Raw genomic sequence first — 18,269 nt, 5'->3', positions numbered from 1 at the left:
CCATGAAGCGCCTGCTCCTTGTCCTTTTGCTTGGAATCCTCGCCGTGACCGCCTACACCTTCTGCAAGTCCTGGTCCCTCCCCGACTTCCCCGATTCGCCGCAGTACCGCGACGGCAAGTTCCGCAATGCCCTGCCGCGTCCGGCGATGGGCCTGCGCGATGGCGCGGAGATCTGGTGGACGTTTCTGTTCAACAAGCCCAAGGGCACCGTGCCCACCCACCCCATTCCGGTGCTGCCGCTGGACCGTGCCACCCTGGACGCCGCGCCTGATCGCAGCCTGTTCCGGCTCGGGCATTCCACGATCCTGCTGAAGCTGCGTGGCCAATACTGGCTGACCGATCCGGTGTTCTCCGAGCGCGCTTCGCCGGTACAGTGGCTGGGCCCGGCGCGCTTCCACGCACCGCCGATCAGCATCGACGAACTGCCGCCGATCGCCGGCGTGATCCTCTCGCACAACCATTACGACCACCTGGACCATGCCGCGGTGATGCAGCTGGCCGGCAAGACCGCGCGCTTCATCGCACCGCTGGGCGTGGGCGACCAGTTGATTGCGTGGGGCGTGGACGCCAGCAAGGTCGAACAGCTGGACTGGTGGCAATCGACCGAAGCCAGCGGCCTGCGCCTGACCGCCACCCCGGGCCAGCATTTCTCCGGCCGCGGTCTGGGCGACAGCGATCGCAGCCTGTGGGCGTCATGGGTGATCCAGGACGATGACTTCCGCATCTTCTTCAGCGGCGACACCGGCTACTTCGACGGCTTCAAGGCCATCGGTGAGAAGTACGGCCCGTTCGACCTGACCATGATCGAAACCGGTGCCTACGACCCGCGCTGGGCCTTCGTGCACATGCAGCCCGAGCAGACCCTGCAGGCGCACCTGGACCTGCGCGGCAAGTGGCTGCTGCCGATCCACAACGGCACCTTCGATCTGGCGCTGCACGCCTGGCAGCAGCCGTTCGAGCGCATCACCGCATTGGCCGCCGCAAAGAACGTGCCGGTGGCCACGCCGATGATGGGCGAAGCGCTGGACATGCAGGCGCCGCAGGCGGGTACACGCTGGTGGGAGACGGTGGAGCTGTAATGGGGGATGCCGCTTGACCTGCCGGAAGCCATGTAGAGCCGAGCCATGCTCGGCTCCTTCCGAGAAATGCGCCGTGGACGTCAAACAAGCTCAGCTTTGGAGGCACCGCAATTGGAGACGCCGGCAGCATTGCTGACATCGACATGCACGGTTATCAATTCGGCTTCCGGTAGCGCACTCTGAACCTGCACGCATGCGGCACGCGCGACATCGTCTGCGGCTGTGCCTTCTCGCTGGAATCGCAACGCCAATACGCCCGGCGAACCACTGCCCAGCAGCGCATCGTCGCACCCCACCTCTGCAAGACCTCGCTCAAATGCACTGAGATCTTTTCCGGTATCAGGCACTCGGTACATCAGCGTGAAACTGAATTCCATCATCAATCCATTTCAGATCGGTGGTCGCTGCCAGTCAGGATAGGGGCAAGCCGGCAGCCGTCCAGAGCCACATCCGTCAGCGCTCCCGCGATGGCAGCGCCAGCGCCCGGCGGCGCTGCAGTGCGTCATGTAACCGATTACATCCCTTGCTAGCGTAGCGCTCGCCCGATTCCGGTCGAACCTGCGAGGCTGTCCGTAATGACGTTGCGCGCCGAACGCTCCAAGGTCTCCCGCCCACCTGCCCCATGGCGACCTGCCGCCACTCTGATGCTCACCGTCCTGGCATCCTCCGCGCAGGCACAGACATTGCCACCACGCAGCCAATGGCAGGCCAGCGCCTCCTCGCAGCAGGTTCCGGCGATGGCCATCAGCCATCTGATCGACGGCGACCCCAAGACCGTCACCGGCGGTGCCTTCAGTCCGGGCCACTGGTTCCAGATCGACCTCGGCGCGCCAACAATGCTGGCCGGCGCACGCCTCACCTGGGATGTCTCCAATCCAGAGGGCTATTCGCTGCAGACCTCGCTGGACGGCATGCAGTGGCAGACCGCCTACACCATGGCCGATTCGCTCGGCGGCATCGAAACGCTGTACTTCGCGCCACGCCAGGCGCGCTACCTGCGGTTGGCCAACCCGCAGCGCACCTCCGATTGGGGCGTGTCCATCTTCGAAATGGAACCGCTGGACAGCACGCTCAGTGCGCGCGTGGCCGGACTCGATGCCACGCAGTCCGCCGCACTCTGGCAGGGCGGCAGCGCGGTGGCGATCCCCGCCGGCAAGGGCGGCACCCACACGCTCGACATCGTTCTGCCGCGCGCGCAGTCCAGCACCGGGCTGGCGGTCGACTGGGCAAATGAGCACGGCGCTGCGCGCCTGCAGGCACGCGATGCCCAGGGCCGCTGGCACGAACTGGCCGCAGATACGCAGGCAGCAACCCGGCAGCAGAGCTGGCTCGCGGCCAGCGCGCCGCTGGACCTGCAGGCACTGCGGTTGACGGTCGACGGCGATGCACCCCAGGTGGCACGCATCCGCCTGCTCGGCCCGAAGGCGGTGATGACGCCGATGAAGCGTTACCAGATCGCCGCCAGCGGTGCACAGCGCGCGTTGTTCCCCGCTTCGCTGCAGATGCAGCAGACCTACTGGACTGCGGTCGGCGTTCATGCGGGCCGGCAGAAGTCGATCTTCGACGAGTACGGCAACATCGAGGCATTCAAGGGCGCACCGCTGGTGCAGCCGATCTGGCGCAATGCCGATGGCAGCACAGCCGGTGCCGCCGGGCAGAAGGTGCAGCACGCACTGCGCGACGGCTGGAAGCCGATGCCTTCGGCCACCTGGTCGCCGCAGCCTGGGCTGGAGCTGCGCAGTGAGGTGTTCGCCATCGAGCGCGATGGCCAGCCGGTGACCTTCCTCCGCCATCGACTGCACAACACCGGCACCACCACGATCGACGGCACGCTGACACTGGCGGTACGACCGATGCAGATGAACCCGCCGTGGCAGAACGGCGGGCTGTCGCCGATCCGCGAGGTCGCCGTCGAAGCCAACACGGTGCGCGTGAACGGCCGCACGCTGCTGCGCTCGCTCACGCCGGTGGATGCTGCCGGCGCTGCGCAGTTCGGCAACGAAGGTGAAACGGAAATCACCGCCGGCATCGCAGCCGGGCGTCTGCCTGCCTCCCAGCAGGCGCGCGATGAGCAAGGACTGGCCGCAGCCGCATTGAGCTACCGGATCCGCCTCGCGCCCGGTGCCAGCGATGCGGTGGTCGTGGCGTTCCCACTCGGTACCGCCGCTGCCGATGCCAATGGCGTGCTGCCCGAGGCGCCTGCGCTTGACCTGGCCACGCTGCCCCGTGATGCCGATGCAGCGTTCGAGACGCTGGCCACGCAGGCGTCCGCAGATTGGCAGGCGCGGCTGGGCCAGGTCGGCCTGCGCCTGCCCGATCCCTCGCTGGTCGACATGCTGCGCGCGCAGGCTGCCTACATGCTGATCAACCAGACCGGCCCGGCCATGCAGCCCGGCCCGCGCAACTACAACCGCTCCTTCATCCGCGATGGCATGGCCACCTCGGCGGTGCTGCTGCGCATGGGCGAAGCCAAGGTCGCGCGCGACTACCTGGCGTGGTACAGCCAGCACGGCGTGCACGGCAGCGGACTGGTCTCGCCGATCCTCAACGACGATGGCAGCGTCAACACCGGCTTTGGTTCGGACATCGAGTACGACAGCCAGGGCCAGTATGTGGCACTGGTCGCCGATGTCGCCCGCCTCGATGGCGGTGCGGAGTCGGTGCGCGCGTACCTGCCGAAAGTGAAGGCGGCGCTGCGCTTCCTGCAGCAGCTGCGCGAGCGCACGCTGGTAGCGGGTTACATGGCTGACCAGCCAGCGCCGGAGCGCTTCGCGGGCATTCTTGCGCCGTCGATCAGCCACGAGGGCTACCCTTCGCCCACCCACAGCTATTGGGATGACTACTGGGGACTGAAGGGCTGGCACGACGGCGCGTGGCTGGCAGAGGCACTTGGCGACCATGAAACCGCCCGTTGGGCGCGCGAACAGTACAAGCTGCTGTACGACGCACTGCATGCCTCTATCCGGGCGACGATGGCGTGGAAGGGCATCGACTTCATTCCGTCCTCGGCGGATCTGGGCGATGGTGATCCCACCGGCGTTTCGATTGCATTGGACCCCACCGGTGCGCAGAGCGTGCTGCCGGCAGATGCATTGCGGACCACCTTCGCCCGCTATCTGGAAGACGTACGCAAGCGCAACCAGCCCGGCGCGCTGTACGCCTATACGCCCTACGAAATCCGCAATGTGCTGAGCTATGTGCACCTGGGCCAACCCGAAGCAGCCGACGAACTGCTGCAGGGCCTGCTGCATGATCGACGCCCGCTTGAATGGCAGGTGCTGGCCGAGGTCGTGCATTCGCGGCAGCGCTTCCCGCGCTACCTGGGCGACATGCCGCATACCTGGATCGGCGCCGAGTACGGCCGCACGCTGTTCGGCATGCTGATGCGCGAGGACGATGACGCACTGTCGCTGCTACCGGGCACACCGCCGTCGTGGGTTGCTGGCGAAGGGGTGGCGGTGGAGCGCCTGCCGACCGCGTATGGCACGTTGCAGATGCAGGCGCGGCAGCGCGACGGGCTGCTGACGGTGGTGATTGGCGAGGGGCTGCGCAAGGACACCGCCGTGCGCATGTGGTGGCCGAACCGGACCGCGCCGAAGTCTGTGCGCGTGGATGGACGCAGCGTTTCCGACTTCGATGCCGAGGGCGTGCGCCTGGCGAAACCGTTCCGGACGTTGGAAGCGGTCTGGTAATGCAGCCGAGCATGGCTCGGCTCTACAGAAATCAGACTCTGCGAGTAGATCCACGCCATGCGTGGATGCTCTTGTAGAGTCGAGCCATTCTCGACGCATCGCACACCACGCGAACTGCAGCCGAGCATGGCTCGGCTCTACAAAAGCAGCGGTAGCTGCCGGGCCATGCCCGGCGTCAGAGCGTCGGCAGCCCCGGCGGGTTGGTCTGCGACTGCGGCACGGCCTCCTCGGCCACATTCCATCGCTTCAGCGCCTGCGCATAGGTGCCACTGCCGATCTGGGTGTTCAGCGCCTGCGTCACCGCATCAGCCAGGCCGCTGCCCTTGCGCGTGGTCACCGAGATCGCCGCGGCGTTCGGCCAGCCCCCCGGGAACAGGCCCACACGCCGCACCTTGCCATCGCGCGCCGAATAGGCGCCGGTGGCGTTGGGCTCGAACGAGACATCGGCGCGCCCGGTGATCACTGCCAGCCGCCCAACCACGGCGTCATCGAAGTACTGGTACTCCACCGGCTTCAAGCCAGCGGCGATGTTCTGCTGGTCCCACTGGCGCAGGATCTGGTCCTGGTTGGTGCTGGCACCGACCACCACCTTCAGCCCGGCAACGTCGGCCGGCTTTTCGATCTTCTGGATCGGCCCATCAGTGCGCGTGTAAATTCCCAGCAGATCGTAACGGTAGCTGGAGAAATCGAACTTCTTCTTGCGCTCTTCGGTCACCGTCACGTTCGACAGCACCGCATCGTACTTGCCTGATTCCAGACCCAGCGGCCAGTCGGCCCACGCCACCGGCACGATCACCAGCTTCAGGCCCAACCCATCGGCAATCAGCCGCGCGATGTCCGGCTCGATGCCGACCACGTCCTTGCTGTCGGTACCATAGTCGGCCAGCGGCAGCTGCCCCGGATGGGTGGCCACGGTGAACGTACCAGGCGTGACAAAGCGATAGTCGGCCGGAATCAACGCCTGCGCCTTCGGATCGAGCGTGCCCTTCAGGATTGCGGTGTTCGCACCCGCCAGGCTGGTTGCGGCCACGGTGCCGGCATCCGGTGCCTGACGCACGCGCGAATAGACGATGCCGGCGATGCCGATGACCAGCACGCCCACGATCAACAGGGTGCTGCGTGAGGGGCGACGCGGTGCTGCAGGGCTCATGGTCTTCCTTCCGGGGTTACAGGGTCTTGGCCAGAAAATCGGCGGTGCGTTGCTGGCGCGGACGTTCGAACAGCGCCTCGGGCGTGCCCTGCTCGATCACCCGGCCCTGGTCCATCATCACCACGTGGTCAGCCACGCGGCGGGCGAAGCTCAGCTCATGGGTGACGATCACCAGCGTGGTGCCGGAACGGGCCAGCTCCTCGATCACGCTAAGCACTTCGGCCACCAGCTCCGGGTCCAGTGCCGAGGTCGGTTCATCGAACAGCAGCACCTTCGGTTGCAGCGCCAGTGCGCGGGCAATCGCGATGCGCTGCTGCTGGCCGCCGGACAGCTGGCGCGGGAAGGCATCGGCCTTGTCGGCCAGGCCGACCCGTTCCAGCAGCGTGCGCGCCTGCTGCTCAGCCTGCGCACGCGGCACGCCGCGCACCGCGATCGGCGCCTCGATGATGTTCTCCAGCGCGGTCAGGTGCGGGAACAGGTTGAAGCCCTGGAACACCATGCCCACTTCCGCACGACGGCGGCGGATCTCACGTTCGGGCAGCTCGTACAGGGTGTCGCCATCGCGGCGGTAGCCGATCAGCTGCCCGCCGACGGTCACGTAACCGCTGTCGGCACGTTCCAGGTGGTTTATCAGCCGCAGCAACGTGGACTTGCCAGCGCCGGACGGGCCGATCAGCACCGTCACGCTGCCAGCGCGCAGGTCCAGGTTCACGTCTTCCAGCACCGGCTGGTCGCCGAACACCTTGCCTACGCCATGCAGCGACACCGATGCCCCCTCGCCCGCTTCAACCTGCGCGGCAATGCGCGGGCGATTGACCACGCGCGGTGCAGCCTCACCTGTGGCGCGCGTCGGTGACGAGACACGCGATACCGAACGCTCGCGCTGCAGTTGGCCGCGCGCAAAGCGCTGCTCCACGCGCCGCTGCAGCAGCGACAACACGGTCAGGATCACCAGGTACCAGACCGTGGCCACCATCAGCAGCGGCACCACTTCCAGGTTGCGCCGGTAGATCACCTGCACGGTGTAGAACAGCTCAGGCAGCGCCAGCACGTAGACCACCGAGGTGCTCTTGGCCAGGCCGATCACATCGTTGAACGCGGCCGGCAGGATCGAACGCATCGCCTGCGGCAGGATGATGCGGCGCACCTGGCGGCCACGTGGCAGGCCAAGCGCCGCTGCGGCTTCGTACTGGCCATGGTCGACCGACAGAATGCCGCCACGGATCACCTCGGCCGAGAACGCGGCCTGGTTCAAGGTGAGACCCAGCACTGCGGCGCTGAACACACCGATCAGCTGCGTGGTCGGGTACGAGAACAGGCTGATGCCGGTAAACGGCACGCCCAGCTCGATGGTGCTGTACAGGTAGCCCAGGTTGTTCAGCAGCAGCAACAGGACCAGCAGCGGGATTGAACGGAACAGCCACACATAGCCCCACGACACCGCCGACAGCAGGGGCGAGCCGGACACGCGGGCCAACGCCAGCAAGGTACCCAGCGCGAAGCCGAGGCCGGTGCCGAGCGCGGTCAGCAGCAGTGTGCGACCCAGGCCTTCCAGCACCGGGCGTGCGAAGAACCACTCGGCGAACGTGCCCCAGCCCCAGCGCGGATTGCCCAACACCGATTGCAGCCCGATCAGGATCAGCGCCAACGCGAGGAGGGTTCCGACCACCTGCAGCGGATGCCGGGCCGGCACGATCTTCAACGCCGGGGTTGGCGCCGGGCGTGTGGCAATGCCATCCAGCGCGGTCGAAGGCGTGCTCATGCGTGGGCTCCGTGCAGCACGGTCTGTGATGGCACGACGGCTGGCGCCGATACGCCCAGGTGCTTCTCGAACGGCAAGTGGGCGATGGATTCCGGATCGGCCTCCAGATCGAACAGCGCGGTGTAGCCGTGGCTGAGGTACAGGCCGACGGCTTCAGGCTGGCGGAAGCCGGTGGTCAGGAACACCCGTCGGTAACCCTGGCGCGCCGCCTGGTCCTCAAGTTCCTGCAGTACACGCCGCGCGATGCCCTGGCGGCGCAGGCCCGGCAGCGTCCAGATGCGCTTGAACTCGGCGGTGTCCGGATCGCGGTGCGGCATGAAGGCACCGCCGGAGATCGCCACACCATCGCGCAGCAGCAGCACGAACGCCCCTACCGGCGCAGCAAAGGCCTGCGCCGGGTAGCGCTGCAGCTCCTCGCGGGCGCTGCCACCGATACGGCGGCGCACATCGGCGTAGCGGCTGTCGTACTCCTGTTCCAGTCCATCGAACAGAGGCCGCGCCAGCGGATCATCCACCGAGGTATAGAGGAAGCGTTCGTTGCTGCTCATGTCGCGTCCTTCACCAGATAGTCTTCGGCCAGCCGCGCCCACAGGCTGGCGGCAGGTGCGATGGCGGCGTCGTTGAACACATAGCGCGGGCTGTGCAGCGGTGCGCTGTCGCCGTTGCCAACGAACACGAAACTGCCCGGCCGCGCCTGCAGCAGGAAGGCGAAATCCTCGCTGGCCGTGCGTGGCGCGAACTCCGGCACCAGCTGCTCGCTGCCGAAGCCCTGTACGGCCACCTCACGGATGTAGGCGGTCTGCTCAGGGTGGTTGATCACGCTCGGGAAGCCTCGCGGGAACTCGATCTCCGCGCGCGCGCCGAACGCGGCGGCGGTCTGCTCGGCAATCTCGGTGACCCGGCGCCGCAGGGTGTCACGTACCTCGGGCAGGTAGGCGCGCACGGTCAGCTTCAGCTCGACCACGTCTGGAATCACATTGGCGGCCTGCCCGCCGTGAATCGAACCCACGGTGACCACGCCCATCTGCCGCGGATCGACATTGCGCGACACCACGCTCTGCAGCGCGGTGACGATGTGCGCTGCCACCAGGATCGGGTCGACACTGCCCTGAGGCTCAGCGCCATGACCGCCCTTGCCGATCACCTTCAGCCGCGCCCAGTCCACCGATGCCATCGCCGGGCCATCGACGAAGCCGAAGTGGCCGACAGGCACGCCCGGCCAGTTGTGCAGGCCATAGATCGCATCCACCGGGAAGCGTTCGAACAGGCCGTCGGCGATCATCTTCGAGGCCCCCGAACCGGTTTCCTCGGCCGGCTGGAACACCAGCTGCAGGGTGCCGTCGATGCGGCCGTGATGGGCCAGGTAGTGCGCCGCAGACAGCAGGATGGCGGTATGCCCATCGTGGCCGCAGGCATGCATCAACCCTTCGTTCTGGCTGGCGTAGGCCAGCCCGGAGTCCTCGTGGATCGGCAGTGCATCGATGTCGGCACGCAGCCCAAGGCGACGGCTGCCCTGCCCGCGCTGCAGCGTACCGACCACGCCGGTGCCGCCGAGGCCGATGGTGACCTCATAGCCCCACTGTTGCAGCAGCTCGGCCACGCGTGCGCTGGTACGGTGTTCCTCGAAGGCCAGCTCCGGGTGCCGGTGCAGGTCATGGCGGATCGCGATGGCCGCCTCGGCGCGTGCCGCGATGTCGGGCAATATGCCCGTCGTTCGGGAATTCCGCTGGGCATGGCCCGGTGCTGCCGCGCTTTCTCCGCTCATCGCCTTACCCTGCCTTCCGCGCCGGCTCGGCGTCGGTCGAGTGGCGGCTGGCCTTGTACGGCAGGCCCAGATGCGCGCGCAGGGTCTGCCCTTCCAGCTCACGCTGGTGGTAGCCGCGCGCCTGCAGGATCGGCAGCACCTGGGTCACGAAATCGTCCAGGCCTTCGCGCTGTGCCGCGAAACCGAGGATGAAGCCGTCGCTGGCACCGGCATCGAACCACCGGATCAACTCGTCGGCCACATGCTCCGGCGTGCCGATGAAATTCGGTCGCGGGCTCACCGCTTCCAGTGCCACCTGGCGCAGGCTCAGGCCCTTTTCGCGCGCGTCCTGCTTGATGCGGTCGGTGGTGGAACGGAACGAGTTGCTGCCGATGTCACCCAGCTCCGGGAACGGCGCGTCCGGATCGTACTGGCTGAAATCGTGGTGGTCGAAGAAGCGGCCGAGATAGGCCAGCGCATCCTCCAGCGTGGCTAGTGCGGCGATCGCCTGGTACTTGGCTTCAGCCTCCTCCGCGGTGCGGCCGACGATGGGGCCGATGCCCGGGAAGATCTTCACGTCATTGCCGCTGCGGCCGTGGGCGATCGCCGAGTTCTTCACCTTCTGGGTGAACGCGCGGGTCTCCTCCAGCGATGGCGAATGGGTGAACACCGCATCGGCGTACTTTCCGGCCAGCGCGATGCCATCGTCGGACGACCCGGCCTGGAAGATCACCGGCTGCCCCTGTGGCGAACGCTGGATGTTGAGCGGCCCTTCCACCTGGAAAAAGCGGCCCTTGTGGTCGAGGCGGTGGAACTTGTCCGGCGCGAAGAACGTGCCGCTGTCGCGCTCACGCACGAAGGCATCGTCGTCCCAGGAATCCCACAGCCCTTGCACTACGTCCAGGTACTCGTCGGCGATCTGGTAGCGCAGCGCGTGCTCCGGGTGCGGGCGACCGTAGTTGCGCCCCGAACCCTCCAGCGGCGACGTCACCACGTTCCACCCCGCACGACCGCCGCTGAGCAGGTCCAGCGAAGCGAACTGCCGGGCCACGGTAAACGGGTCGCTGTAGGAGGTCGACAGCGTGCCCGCCAGGCCGATCTTCTTCGTCGCCGTGGCCAGCGCCGACAGCAGCGAGATCGGCTCGAAGCGGTTAAGGAAGTGCGGGATCGACTTCTCGTTGATGTAAAGGCCGTCGGCTACGAAGCCGAAGGCGATGCCGTTGTCCTCGGCGGTACGCGCGATGTCGATGTAGAACTGCAGGTTGACGCTGGCATCGGCCGGATTGGAGGGATGCTTCCAGGCATGCATGTGGCTGCCGGGCCCCTGCAGCATGATGCCGAACGGAATGTGGCGCGGGGTCGTGCTCATGGGAATCGCTCCTGCAGGTCAGGCCACCGCCGCGCGCGGCGCGGGCGACAGCAGTTCAAGGGATGTAAGACGCGCGTCGAGGTCAGCCACCGGCGCATCGAGGATGAACTCGCCCACGCCGAAGCGCCGGTGCAGCGCATCCAGTTCGTCACGCACGTGCTGCGCATCACCGGACAACACGCTGGGGCGCGTTTCCTCGATACGAAAGTCAGCCACGCCCACCTGCCGCGCGTACTCGGCAGCCGCCTCGGGACTGGGCAGATTCACCGTCTGGCCGGGGCCGAGGTGCAGCTTGTAGACGCGCAGCGCGCCGATATGACGCGCTGCGGCTTCGGCAGTTGGTGCGGCGAAGGCCACCGTGGCCAGCAGCGGCGGCTGCGTAGAAACGGTGCGGTAGGCATCGAAGGCGGCCTCGATATGCTTCGGGTCACCATCGAAGTGCGCGGCATAGACGAAGCGCCAGCCCAGCTCGGCCGCCTGCTTTGCGCTCTGCGGGCTGGCGCCGAGCAGGAAGCGCTCCGGTGCCTGCTGCGGAACCGGCCGTGCCAGCGCCTCGGTGTCCGCCCCGGACAGATAGCCTTCCAGGTCGCGCAGTTGCTGATCGAAGTCGGCGAACGCCGGGCGCCCGGCCGCCAGCGCGGCAGTCGAGGCCGGCAGGCCACCCGGGGCCTTGCCCACGCCCAGATCGACGCGCCCTGGCGCCAACGCCGCCAGCAGGTTGAAGTTCTCCGCCACTTTATAGGGCGCGTAGTGGCGCAGCATCACCCCACCACTACCGATACGGATGCGCCGGGTCTGCGCCAGCACCCACGCAGCCAGCACTTCCGGCGCCGGGCTGGCCAGCGTTGGTGCAGCGTGGTGTTCGGCAAACCAGTAGCGGTGGTAGCCCAGCTGCTCGGCGCGCTGCGCCAGCTGCAGGCTGTTGCGCAGCGCCTGCTCCGGCGAGGCACCTTCGGCCACCGGGCTCTTGTCCAGCACGCTGATCTGATAGCTCATGGTCGCGTCCTCGCTCAGGGGTGAGCCACGGGAATGCCGAGCAAGCCGTTCAACGCGGCCAGGATCGGCTCGGCACCGGAGATGTACTGGCGGTCCTGGTGCGCGCCACTGGCCAGTTCGCTGCGCACGCCCTGCGGCAGCACCAGCTTCGGCAGCGACTGGTCCTGCTCGCCGATCTCGGCAATCACCTCACGGCGCGGCCGTGCGAAGCCGATGCGACGCACGTCCAGCTGCGCGTCCAGGCCGTCGATGCTCGACAGCGCGCCTTCCAGCAGCAGGCTGTGCCGGCAGAAGAAGCGCTGGCCGGGAATCTGGCCGTCCTCGAACTCACGGTCGAGCAGGAACAGGATGGGTTTGCTTGCTGCGTCGAAAGTCACAGGGGTCGTCCTCATCGGGGCCGGCAATGCGATGCCGCTTCGATATCGATGCTAGAGATGCCAGCAGCCACAGCAGCGACGGCTGGCGACAATCGGCGGTCAGATCCGGCCACGCAGATGCGGCGTAGCCATAAGCAAAGCGCTGCCGGTTATGGCGTCAGGCGATACGTCGCAGCGGCGCCGGAGCAGTCAGCGGCTGCGCGGCCAGATGGCCGGCTGCACGCTCGGCCGCCAGCGCGATGCGTGCCTGCAGGGCTGCACTGCTGATGTGCTCGCCTTCGAAATCGGCAGGCGTGGCATACACCCCGATCGGCAGCGTGTGCGCCTGCAGGAAACTGAACAACGGTCGCAACTGGTGATCGATCACCAGCGCATGGCGCTCGCTGCCGCCGGTCGCTGCCAGCAGTACCGGCAGATCCACCAGCGCCTCCAGCTCGATGAAGTCGACCAGGTGCTTGAACAACCCGGGATAAGAGCCGCGATACACCGGCGCGGCCACCACCAGCAGCTCCGCCGCCTCGATGGTCTGCAGTGCCTGTTCCACCGCCGGCTCCGCCTCGCCGCGCGACAGCGACTGGCCCAGCGCGCGCGCGATCGGCGCCAGCTCCACCAGGTCCACGCTGGCGTGCACCCGCTGCTGCAGCGACACCAGCAGATGCCGCGCCAGCAACAACGTGCGCGACGTCGCCGAGCTGGTCGGTGACCCCACCAATGCAACCACCCTCAATGCAGAAGACATGAACTGCTCCCGTGTAGAGCCGAGCCATGCTCGGCTGCCTTTCGCTTTTGTAGAGTCGAGCCATGCTCGACTGCCCTTCGCTTTTGTAGAGTCGAGCCATGCTCGACTGCTTCCCACCTCAGAACCGGTAACTGACCCGGCCAAACCAATACGCACCCACATTGCTCAGCACATCGCCGCTGTCCCACGTGGTCTCGATACTCGCCACATCGGTGGCACTGCGCGCGTACTCCGGCACCTTGCGGGTGCGCTTGTCGAACACGTTGTTGATGCCCAGCGCCGCACTCCAGCCCGCACCCAGCTCCACGCCACCGGACAGGTTGGTCACCAGCACCGGCGGCTGCCTGTACTCCACGCCGTTGTTCAGGCGCTTGATGGGGCCGTAGTAGGTGAAGTCCAGATTCGAGCGCCAGCGCCCGTTCTGCCAGCCCAGTCCCGCCACCTGCGTGTAGCTGGGCGTGCGGAAGCGCAGCGCATACTCGCTGGATCTGGTCAGCAGGTTGATGTTCGGCAGGCCCTGCAGCGCCGCCGGAATGCCACTGACTTTCTGGATGGTGGTGCGGCCGACGTTGGCCGCGTAGCTCCAGCGCAGCTTGCCCCACGCGGTTTCCTGGTTCGCCTCCAGGGTCAGCTCCACACCCCGTGTACGGGTATTACCCACGTTGGTGAAGTAGCTGGCGTAGAACGCATCACCCGGCAGGATGCTGATGCCGGCTGAACCCAGCAGTGCGTCGATGGTGTTCTTCTGCGCCGCGCTCAGCACCGTGCCGCTGTTGTCGGTGACGCGCGCCGGATCCTGCGCGTTGTAGCCGATCTGGCTGGACTGGCCGAGCTGGCCGCGGATGTCGATCTGATAGGCATCCACCGCCAGATGGAACGCCGGGCTCGGGTCCCAGGTCACGCCCAGGCTGTAGTTGGTGGCCTTTTCCGGTTTCAGCGGTGTGGCACCCAACGCAATCGCTGCCGGCGAAGACACCTGCGCCACCAGCGTGGTCCCGCACGGGCAGCTGCCGGTGGCCTGGTAGAACTGCGCGCCCAGGCTGGGCGCATGGAAACCGTTGCTCACCGTTGCCCGCACACCCAGCGCATCGGTGAAGTCAAAGCGGGTGGTCAGGCGCCCGGTGGAGACACTGCCGAAGTCGGAGTGATCTTCCCAGCGCGCGGCCGCATCCAGGTACCAGCGCGAGGTGATGTTGGTGGCCGCACCCACGTACACCGCCTTGCTGTTACGGGTTGCCTTCACCGCGTCGGCGGTGGAATAGCCGACGAAGGCTGCAGCGCCGAAGCCGGTATACGACTCCCACTGCCCCGCCCCGCGCTCGTACTGGTCGTGCTGATACTCGGCGCCCGCGCTCACCTCCAGCGGCGAAGCGAATGCCGCCACCTCGAAGCCACGACGCAGGTCGAGGTTGGCGATGCCTTGCTGGTAATCCAGCTTGCCGTCATAGAAGTCGGTGGGCGAACCGGGATACGGCAGCGAGTAGTTCACCGAATTGCGGGTATAGGTACGTACCGTGCTGCGGTTGCCGGTCAAGCTGGCGTCGTAATCCCAGCCCGCGATCTGGCCTTTCACACCTGCGGTACCGGTGTACTGCTTCTCCTTGGTTTCCAGCACTGGCAGGAAGCCATCGGGAAACACGCTCAGCACGCCGGGCGCCTTGTAGGTGGTGAAGATGGTCGCCGGCAGGCGGAAATTCTGGATCGCCTGTGCGGTGCGGTCACTGGCCGTAGCATTGGCGTAGAACTGCGCGCTCTCGCCCAGGCCATGGCCCACGTTCACCGCGAAGGCCTTCAGCGCATACGAAGGCGAGCTGAGGATGGTGTTGGCCTCGGCATCGCGGTTGGCCTCGGCCGGATTCGGCGACGCGCCGGCCGGCAGTCGATTGTTCGGCCGCAGCGCCACCAGATTGCCGCTGCCATCCACTGCCGGATAACTCAGGTAGCCATCGATGTAGTGGCGGGTACGGATCGCATGATGCTGGCGGGTGGTCTCGCCAGACAGGTTGACGAAGCCATCTTGGCCCCACGGCAGGCCGACGTTGGCGCGCACGCTGGTTCGCGAACCATCACCATCGGTGCTCTGCCCGCTCTCCACCGACACATCACCACCGTGCGCCTGCGACTTCAGGATCACGTTGACCACGCCGGTGATCGCGTCCGAGCCGTAGATGGCGGAGGCACCATCACGCAGCACTTCCACATGGTCGATGGCCGAGACCGGAATCAACGCCAGGTCCGCCCACGCATGGCCGGGGAAGCCGCCCCCATTGGCACCGCTCACATAGGCGCTGGCGTTGCGGCGCTTGCCGTTGACCAGCACCAGGGTGTAACCCGGCGACAGATTGCGTAGCTGATAGCCGCGGATCAGGCTCTCCTGATCGCTCTGGTAACCGCCGATCTGGCTCAGCGACGGCAGGCTGCGCTGCAGGGCTTCCAGCAGATTGCCCTGACCGGTGGCGGCGAGGTCTTCAGCGGAAATCACATCGATGGGCGTGGAGCTGTTCTTCACCGTGCGCGTGCTGGTGCGAGAGCCGGTGACCACCACCGCATCCAGCGTGGAGGCTGCCACATTGGCGGTGGCTGCAGTAGTGGCAGGGTCTGCATCGGCTTCCGCCGCATGGCTGGGCGATGCAGCGAGGGCAGCGGCGATCAGGACGGCAAGAGTGCTCAAGGCTGGGGCGTAGGCGGCAGGCATGGGGGCTCGTGGGGGTGGGCCGGAAACACGCTTCCATTCAAGGGCCTGTTCACCCACCGCGACAGGCGGGATCGCGTCACCCAGCCGTAACATCCGGCCACCCACATGACCGCTGGTAATGACGTTAGGCGGCCTGAACTCACCGGGTCGGATCCCTTTCCAAAGGAAAGGGCTCTGACCCGAGGCACGCATCCCTCCACGGGGTCAGAGCCCTTCCTGCGGAAGGGATCCGACCCCGGCCTCCATATGCCCGCCCGGCATCACCTCATGCCCGCGCACCACTCTGCGCCACGCACCTCCACCCGTAGCATCAAGCCATGCCCAGCCTGACCGCCGATCCCACTGCGCCGCTCGTCGCCATCGTCGCCTGCCACGGCCAGGGGCTGTTCGAGTTCGGCTGTGCTGTAGGCCTGTTCGCACCGATACGCCCAGAGCTGGGCGTGGCCTGGTACCGCACCCAGCTGTGCGCGGGCGAACCCGGAGCGCTGCGCATGCTCGGCAGCACCCAGGTGCAGCTGCCCTACGATCTAAGGAGCGTCGATGACGCCGACATCATCGTCATCCCCGGTTGGCGCGAGCCCAGCGAACGTCCGCCGCAGGCCCTGCTCGATGCACTGATCCGTGCCCACGCACGCGGCGCACGCATCGCGTCGATCTGCTCCGGTGCGTTCGTGCTGGCCTGGGCCGGGCTGCTCGATGGCCGCGAGGCCACCACTCACTGGCGCCTCACCGAAGCGCTGGCACGCGAGTTCCCACGCATCGATGTGCGCGAGGATGTGCTGTACGTGGACACCGGCAGCATCATCACCTCGGCCGGATCGGCCACCGGCATGGACATGATGCTGCACATGGTGCGCAAGGATTACGGCGCGCGCGTGGCAAATCTGGTGGCCGAGCGATTGGTGTTGGCACCCTGGCGTGATGCCGGGCGCAGCCAGCGTGTCAGCCGGGCCATCCCCAACGGCGAGCCCACGCGGTTGGCGAAGCTGATGGAGTGGATGCGCCGTAACCTGCGCGAGCCACATTCGCTAGGCAGCCTCGCCGAGCAGGCTGCGCTCAGCCAACGCACCCTGCAGCGGCAGTTCCTGGAAGCCACCGGTCTGTCGCCCATCGATTGGCTGATCCGCGAGCGCGTGACCTTCGCGCGTGAGCTGCTGGAAACCACCGACCGGCCACTACAGTGGATTGCCGAGCAGGCCGGCTTTGGTTCGCAGGAGTCGTTCCGTCGGCACTTCCGTGGCCAGGTCGATGCCAGCCCCACCGAGTACCGCAGCCAGCATCGCAACGGCATCGGTGCGGACCGCCTGATCGGCTGCTGACTCCCGCCCCCCCCCTGTCCCCCACTCCCGGCCTTTCCACGCAGGCACCTGCGCTGCAAGATAGGGGCATGCCCCGCACTGCCGACGGACCGGTGATGACCGACAGCCCCTACAGGACCTACCGCGTCGGAATCGGCGTATCGCTGCTGTTGGCGGCACTGATCGCCACGCTCTCGTTGATTGCCGTGTCCAGCCCCAACCTGGGTTGGGGCGTCGTGGCGCTGGCCACCATCGCGATCTGGGTCGGCGTCCCGTTGCTGCTGGTGCTCCTGCTGGCCTGGCTGCGCTACATGGTGCGCCAGCGCGGGCAGGTGCCGGGCCGCATACACGTGCTGATGTTCGTGCCAACCGCCGCCGCCATGCTCATCATTCCACTGTGGCACGTCCTGCAAGGCAGTGTGGACAGCCTGGCTGGCGGCTCACGCGCATCCATCGCCGAGCTGCACGTCAACCTCAGCGGGCACCCCCTTTGGCTGGACACCTCGCCGTATGCATCCACCGGTTCTGGCGCTGGCCCGGACCTGCCCATGCAGGGCGAAACGCCCCAGCGCTTCCTGGCCTTCCACCGCTACCCCAACCCGCAGTCCGATGCAGACAGGGCCTTCCCGTATGAACAAGCGCGCCTGAAGCGCTCCGTCGACCACTACCGTTACGCCACACCGTCTGGAGATCGCGCCGTCACCGATGTGCCGCTGGTCCGTCGGACCTACCCTGACCTTGCGCCATTCAACGCGGCCTGGCGACGCGCGGGTACACCCGAGCTCGTGCATATCTACTACCACTACAGCGATCACGTAGAGGTCGCGCCCGCGCTCGCACGCTTCAGTGGCTTCACCACCGATGATCTGGAGCGCAGCCGCTTCGAAGGCCTGACGCTGTTCAAGATCCACAACTACGGCAGTGCGCCCATCCTGCGGATGGAAATCAATGGCCTCACACTGGACATCGGCGACGGGGCCATCGCGAACATCCCGGAAGCGCCCCGGGATTGCACAGCCTACGGCTACCCGGTCAGCCCCGCGCTATTGCCGCTCAACCTGCCCCTGCAGGTGCGCTGGCAGACTGCAGACGCGCCGACGCGGTGGCACAGCGCGCGCGTGCAGGTGCCCGCGTTCCGGCAGCCGCAGCCACTGCAGGGGCAATCCACATTGCAGCGCGTCCTGCTGTACATGCTGCCCGATGACGCGCTGGCCGCCGAACGCTACGCCGAGGTCTTTGACGGCGATTCGCGGCGCGGCATCAAGGCCACTGGCCTGCCAGCCAGCGCTGCCACCTACGCGGTGTGTGGCAGCGCGAGGGCGACCTATGGCGAAGGAGCGGGTAACGTGCTGGCAGACTGATCCGCGG

Annotated in this window: 14 protein-coding genes; 4 read left to right on the top strand and 10 right to left on the bottom strand. The window is 66.9% G+C overall.

Annotated features, from left to right (window positions below; translation table 11 throughout):
* Positions 1–2 precede the first annotated feature (2 nt).
* Complete coding sequence (locus tag MG068_RS09120; RefSeq protein ID WP_132809969.1) at positions 3–1,079, top strand: MBL fold metallo-hydrolase; 1,077 nt, start codon at positions 3–5, stop codon at positions 1,077–1,079.
* A gap of 80 nt (positions 1,080–1,159) precedes the next feature.
* Here the strand turns inward: MG068_RS09120 and MG068_RS09115 are convergent, their stop codons facing one another.
* Positions 1,160–1,456, bottom strand: coding sequence for a hypothetical protein (locus MG068_RS09115; RefSeq protein WP_132809968.1), 297 nt, complete (start codon positions 1,454–1,456; stop codon positions 1,160–1,162).
* A gap of 198 nt (positions 1,457–1,654) precedes the next feature.
* Here MG068_RS09115 and MG068_RS09110 point away from each other — a divergent pair, with 198 nt between their 5' ends.
* The gene (locus tag MG068_RS09110; protein ID WP_132809967.1) at positions 1,655–4,771 is read left to right on the top strand and encodes a galactose-binding domain-containing protein; all 3,117 of its coding nucleotides are present in this window, start codon (positions 1,655–1,657) and stop codon (positions 4,769–4,771) included.
* Positions 4,772–4,946: 175 nt separating this feature from the next.
* Here MG068_RS09110 and MG068_RS09105 read toward each other — a convergent pair whose 3' ends face one another.
* From MG068_RS09105 to MG068_RS09065, 9 genes are all read right to left on the bottom strand, one after another.
* Positions 4,947–5,921, bottom strand: a complete 975-nt coding sequence (locus MG068_RS09105) for an ABC transporter substrate-binding protein (protein ID WP_049399084.1) — start codon at positions 5,919–5,921, stop codon at positions 4,947–4,949.
* A gap of 16 nt (positions 5,922–5,937) precedes the next feature.
* Positions 5,938–7,683, bottom strand: coding sequence for an amino acid ABC transporter permease/ATP-binding protein (locus MG068_RS21265; RefSeq protein WP_132809966.1), 1,746 nt, complete (start codon positions 7,681–7,683; stop codon positions 5,938–5,940).
* The gene (locus MG068_RS09095; RefSeq protein WP_049399083.1) at positions 7,680–8,231 is read right to left on the bottom strand and encodes a GNAT family N-acetyltransferase; all 552 of its coding nucleotides are present in this window, start codon (positions 8,229–8,231) and stop codon (positions 7,680–7,682) included. The genes MG068_RS21265 and MG068_RS09095 overlap by 4 nt, the downstream gene beginning before the upstream one ends.
* Positions 8,228–9,448 carry a M20 aminoacylase family protein gene (locus MG068_RS09090; protein WP_132809965.1) on the bottom strand — a complete coding sequence of 407 codons (1,221 nt, stop codon included), beginning with the start codon at positions 9,446–9,448 and terminating at the stop codon, positions 8,228–8,230. Before MG068_RS09090 ends, MG068_RS09095 begins: the two co-directional genes overlap by 4 nt.
* A 4-nt stretch (positions 9,449–9,452) precedes the next feature.
* The gene (locus tag MG068_RS09085; RefSeq protein WP_071228936.1) at positions 9,453–10,796 is read right to left on the bottom strand and encodes an LLM class flavin-dependent oxidoreductase; all 1,344 of its coding nucleotides are present in this window, start codon (positions 10,794–10,796) and stop codon (positions 9,453–9,455) included.
* A gap of 18 nt (positions 10,797–10,814) precedes the next feature.
* Positions 10,815–11,792, bottom strand: a complete 978-nt coding sequence (locus tag MG068_RS09080) for an MsnO8 family LLM class oxidoreductase (RefSeq protein WP_132809964.1) — start codon at positions 11,790–11,792, stop codon at positions 10,815–10,817.
* Positions 11,793–11,806: 14 nt separating this feature from the next.
* Positions 11,807–12,184 carry a DUF3088 family protein gene (locus MG068_RS09075; protein ID WP_219626372.1) on the bottom strand — a complete coding sequence of 126 codons (378 nt, stop codon included), beginning with the start codon at positions 12,182–12,184 and terminating at the stop codon, positions 11,807–11,809.
* A 142-nt stretch (positions 12,185–12,326) separates the two neighbouring features.
* Positions 12,327–12,908, bottom strand: coding sequence for an FMN reductase (gene msuE, locus MG068_RS09070; protein ID WP_132809963.1), 582 nt, complete (start codon positions 12,906–12,908; stop codon positions 12,327–12,329).
* Positions 12,909–13,026: 118 nt separating this feature from the next.
* Positions 13,027–15,603 carry a TonB-dependent receptor plug domain-containing protein gene (locus tag MG068_RS09065; protein WP_132809962.1) on the bottom strand — a complete coding sequence of 859 codons (2,577 nt, stop codon included), beginning with the start codon at positions 15,601–15,603 and terminating at the stop codon, positions 13,027–13,029.
* Positions 15,604–15,920: 317 nt separating this feature from the next.
* Between MG068_RS09065 and ftrA the strand changes: the two genes are divergently transcribed.
* Complete coding sequence (ftrA, locus tag MG068_RS09060; protein ID WP_132809961.1) at positions 15,921–16,922, top strand: transcriptional regulator FtrA; 1,002 nt, start codon at positions 15,921–15,923, stop codon at positions 16,920–16,922.
* 68 nt (positions 16,923–16,990) lie between these two features.
* The gene (locus MG068_RS09055; RefSeq protein WP_240792125.1) at positions 16,991–18,262 is read left to right on the top strand and encodes a hypothetical protein; all 1,272 of its coding nucleotides are present in this window, start codon (positions 16,991–16,993) and stop codon (positions 18,260–18,262) included.
* Positions 18,263–18,269 lie beyond the last annotated feature (7 nt).

The sequence above is a fragment of the Stenotrophomonas sp. ASS1 genome (assembly GCF_004346925.1).
GTDB lineage: Bacteria > Pseudomonadota > Gammaproteobacteria > Xanthomonadales > Xanthomonadaceae > Stenotrophomonas > Stenotrophomonas maltophilia_A.
Note: the sequence above shows the minus strand (reverse complement) of the source record. Positions and strands in the feature narration are given on the sequence as shown.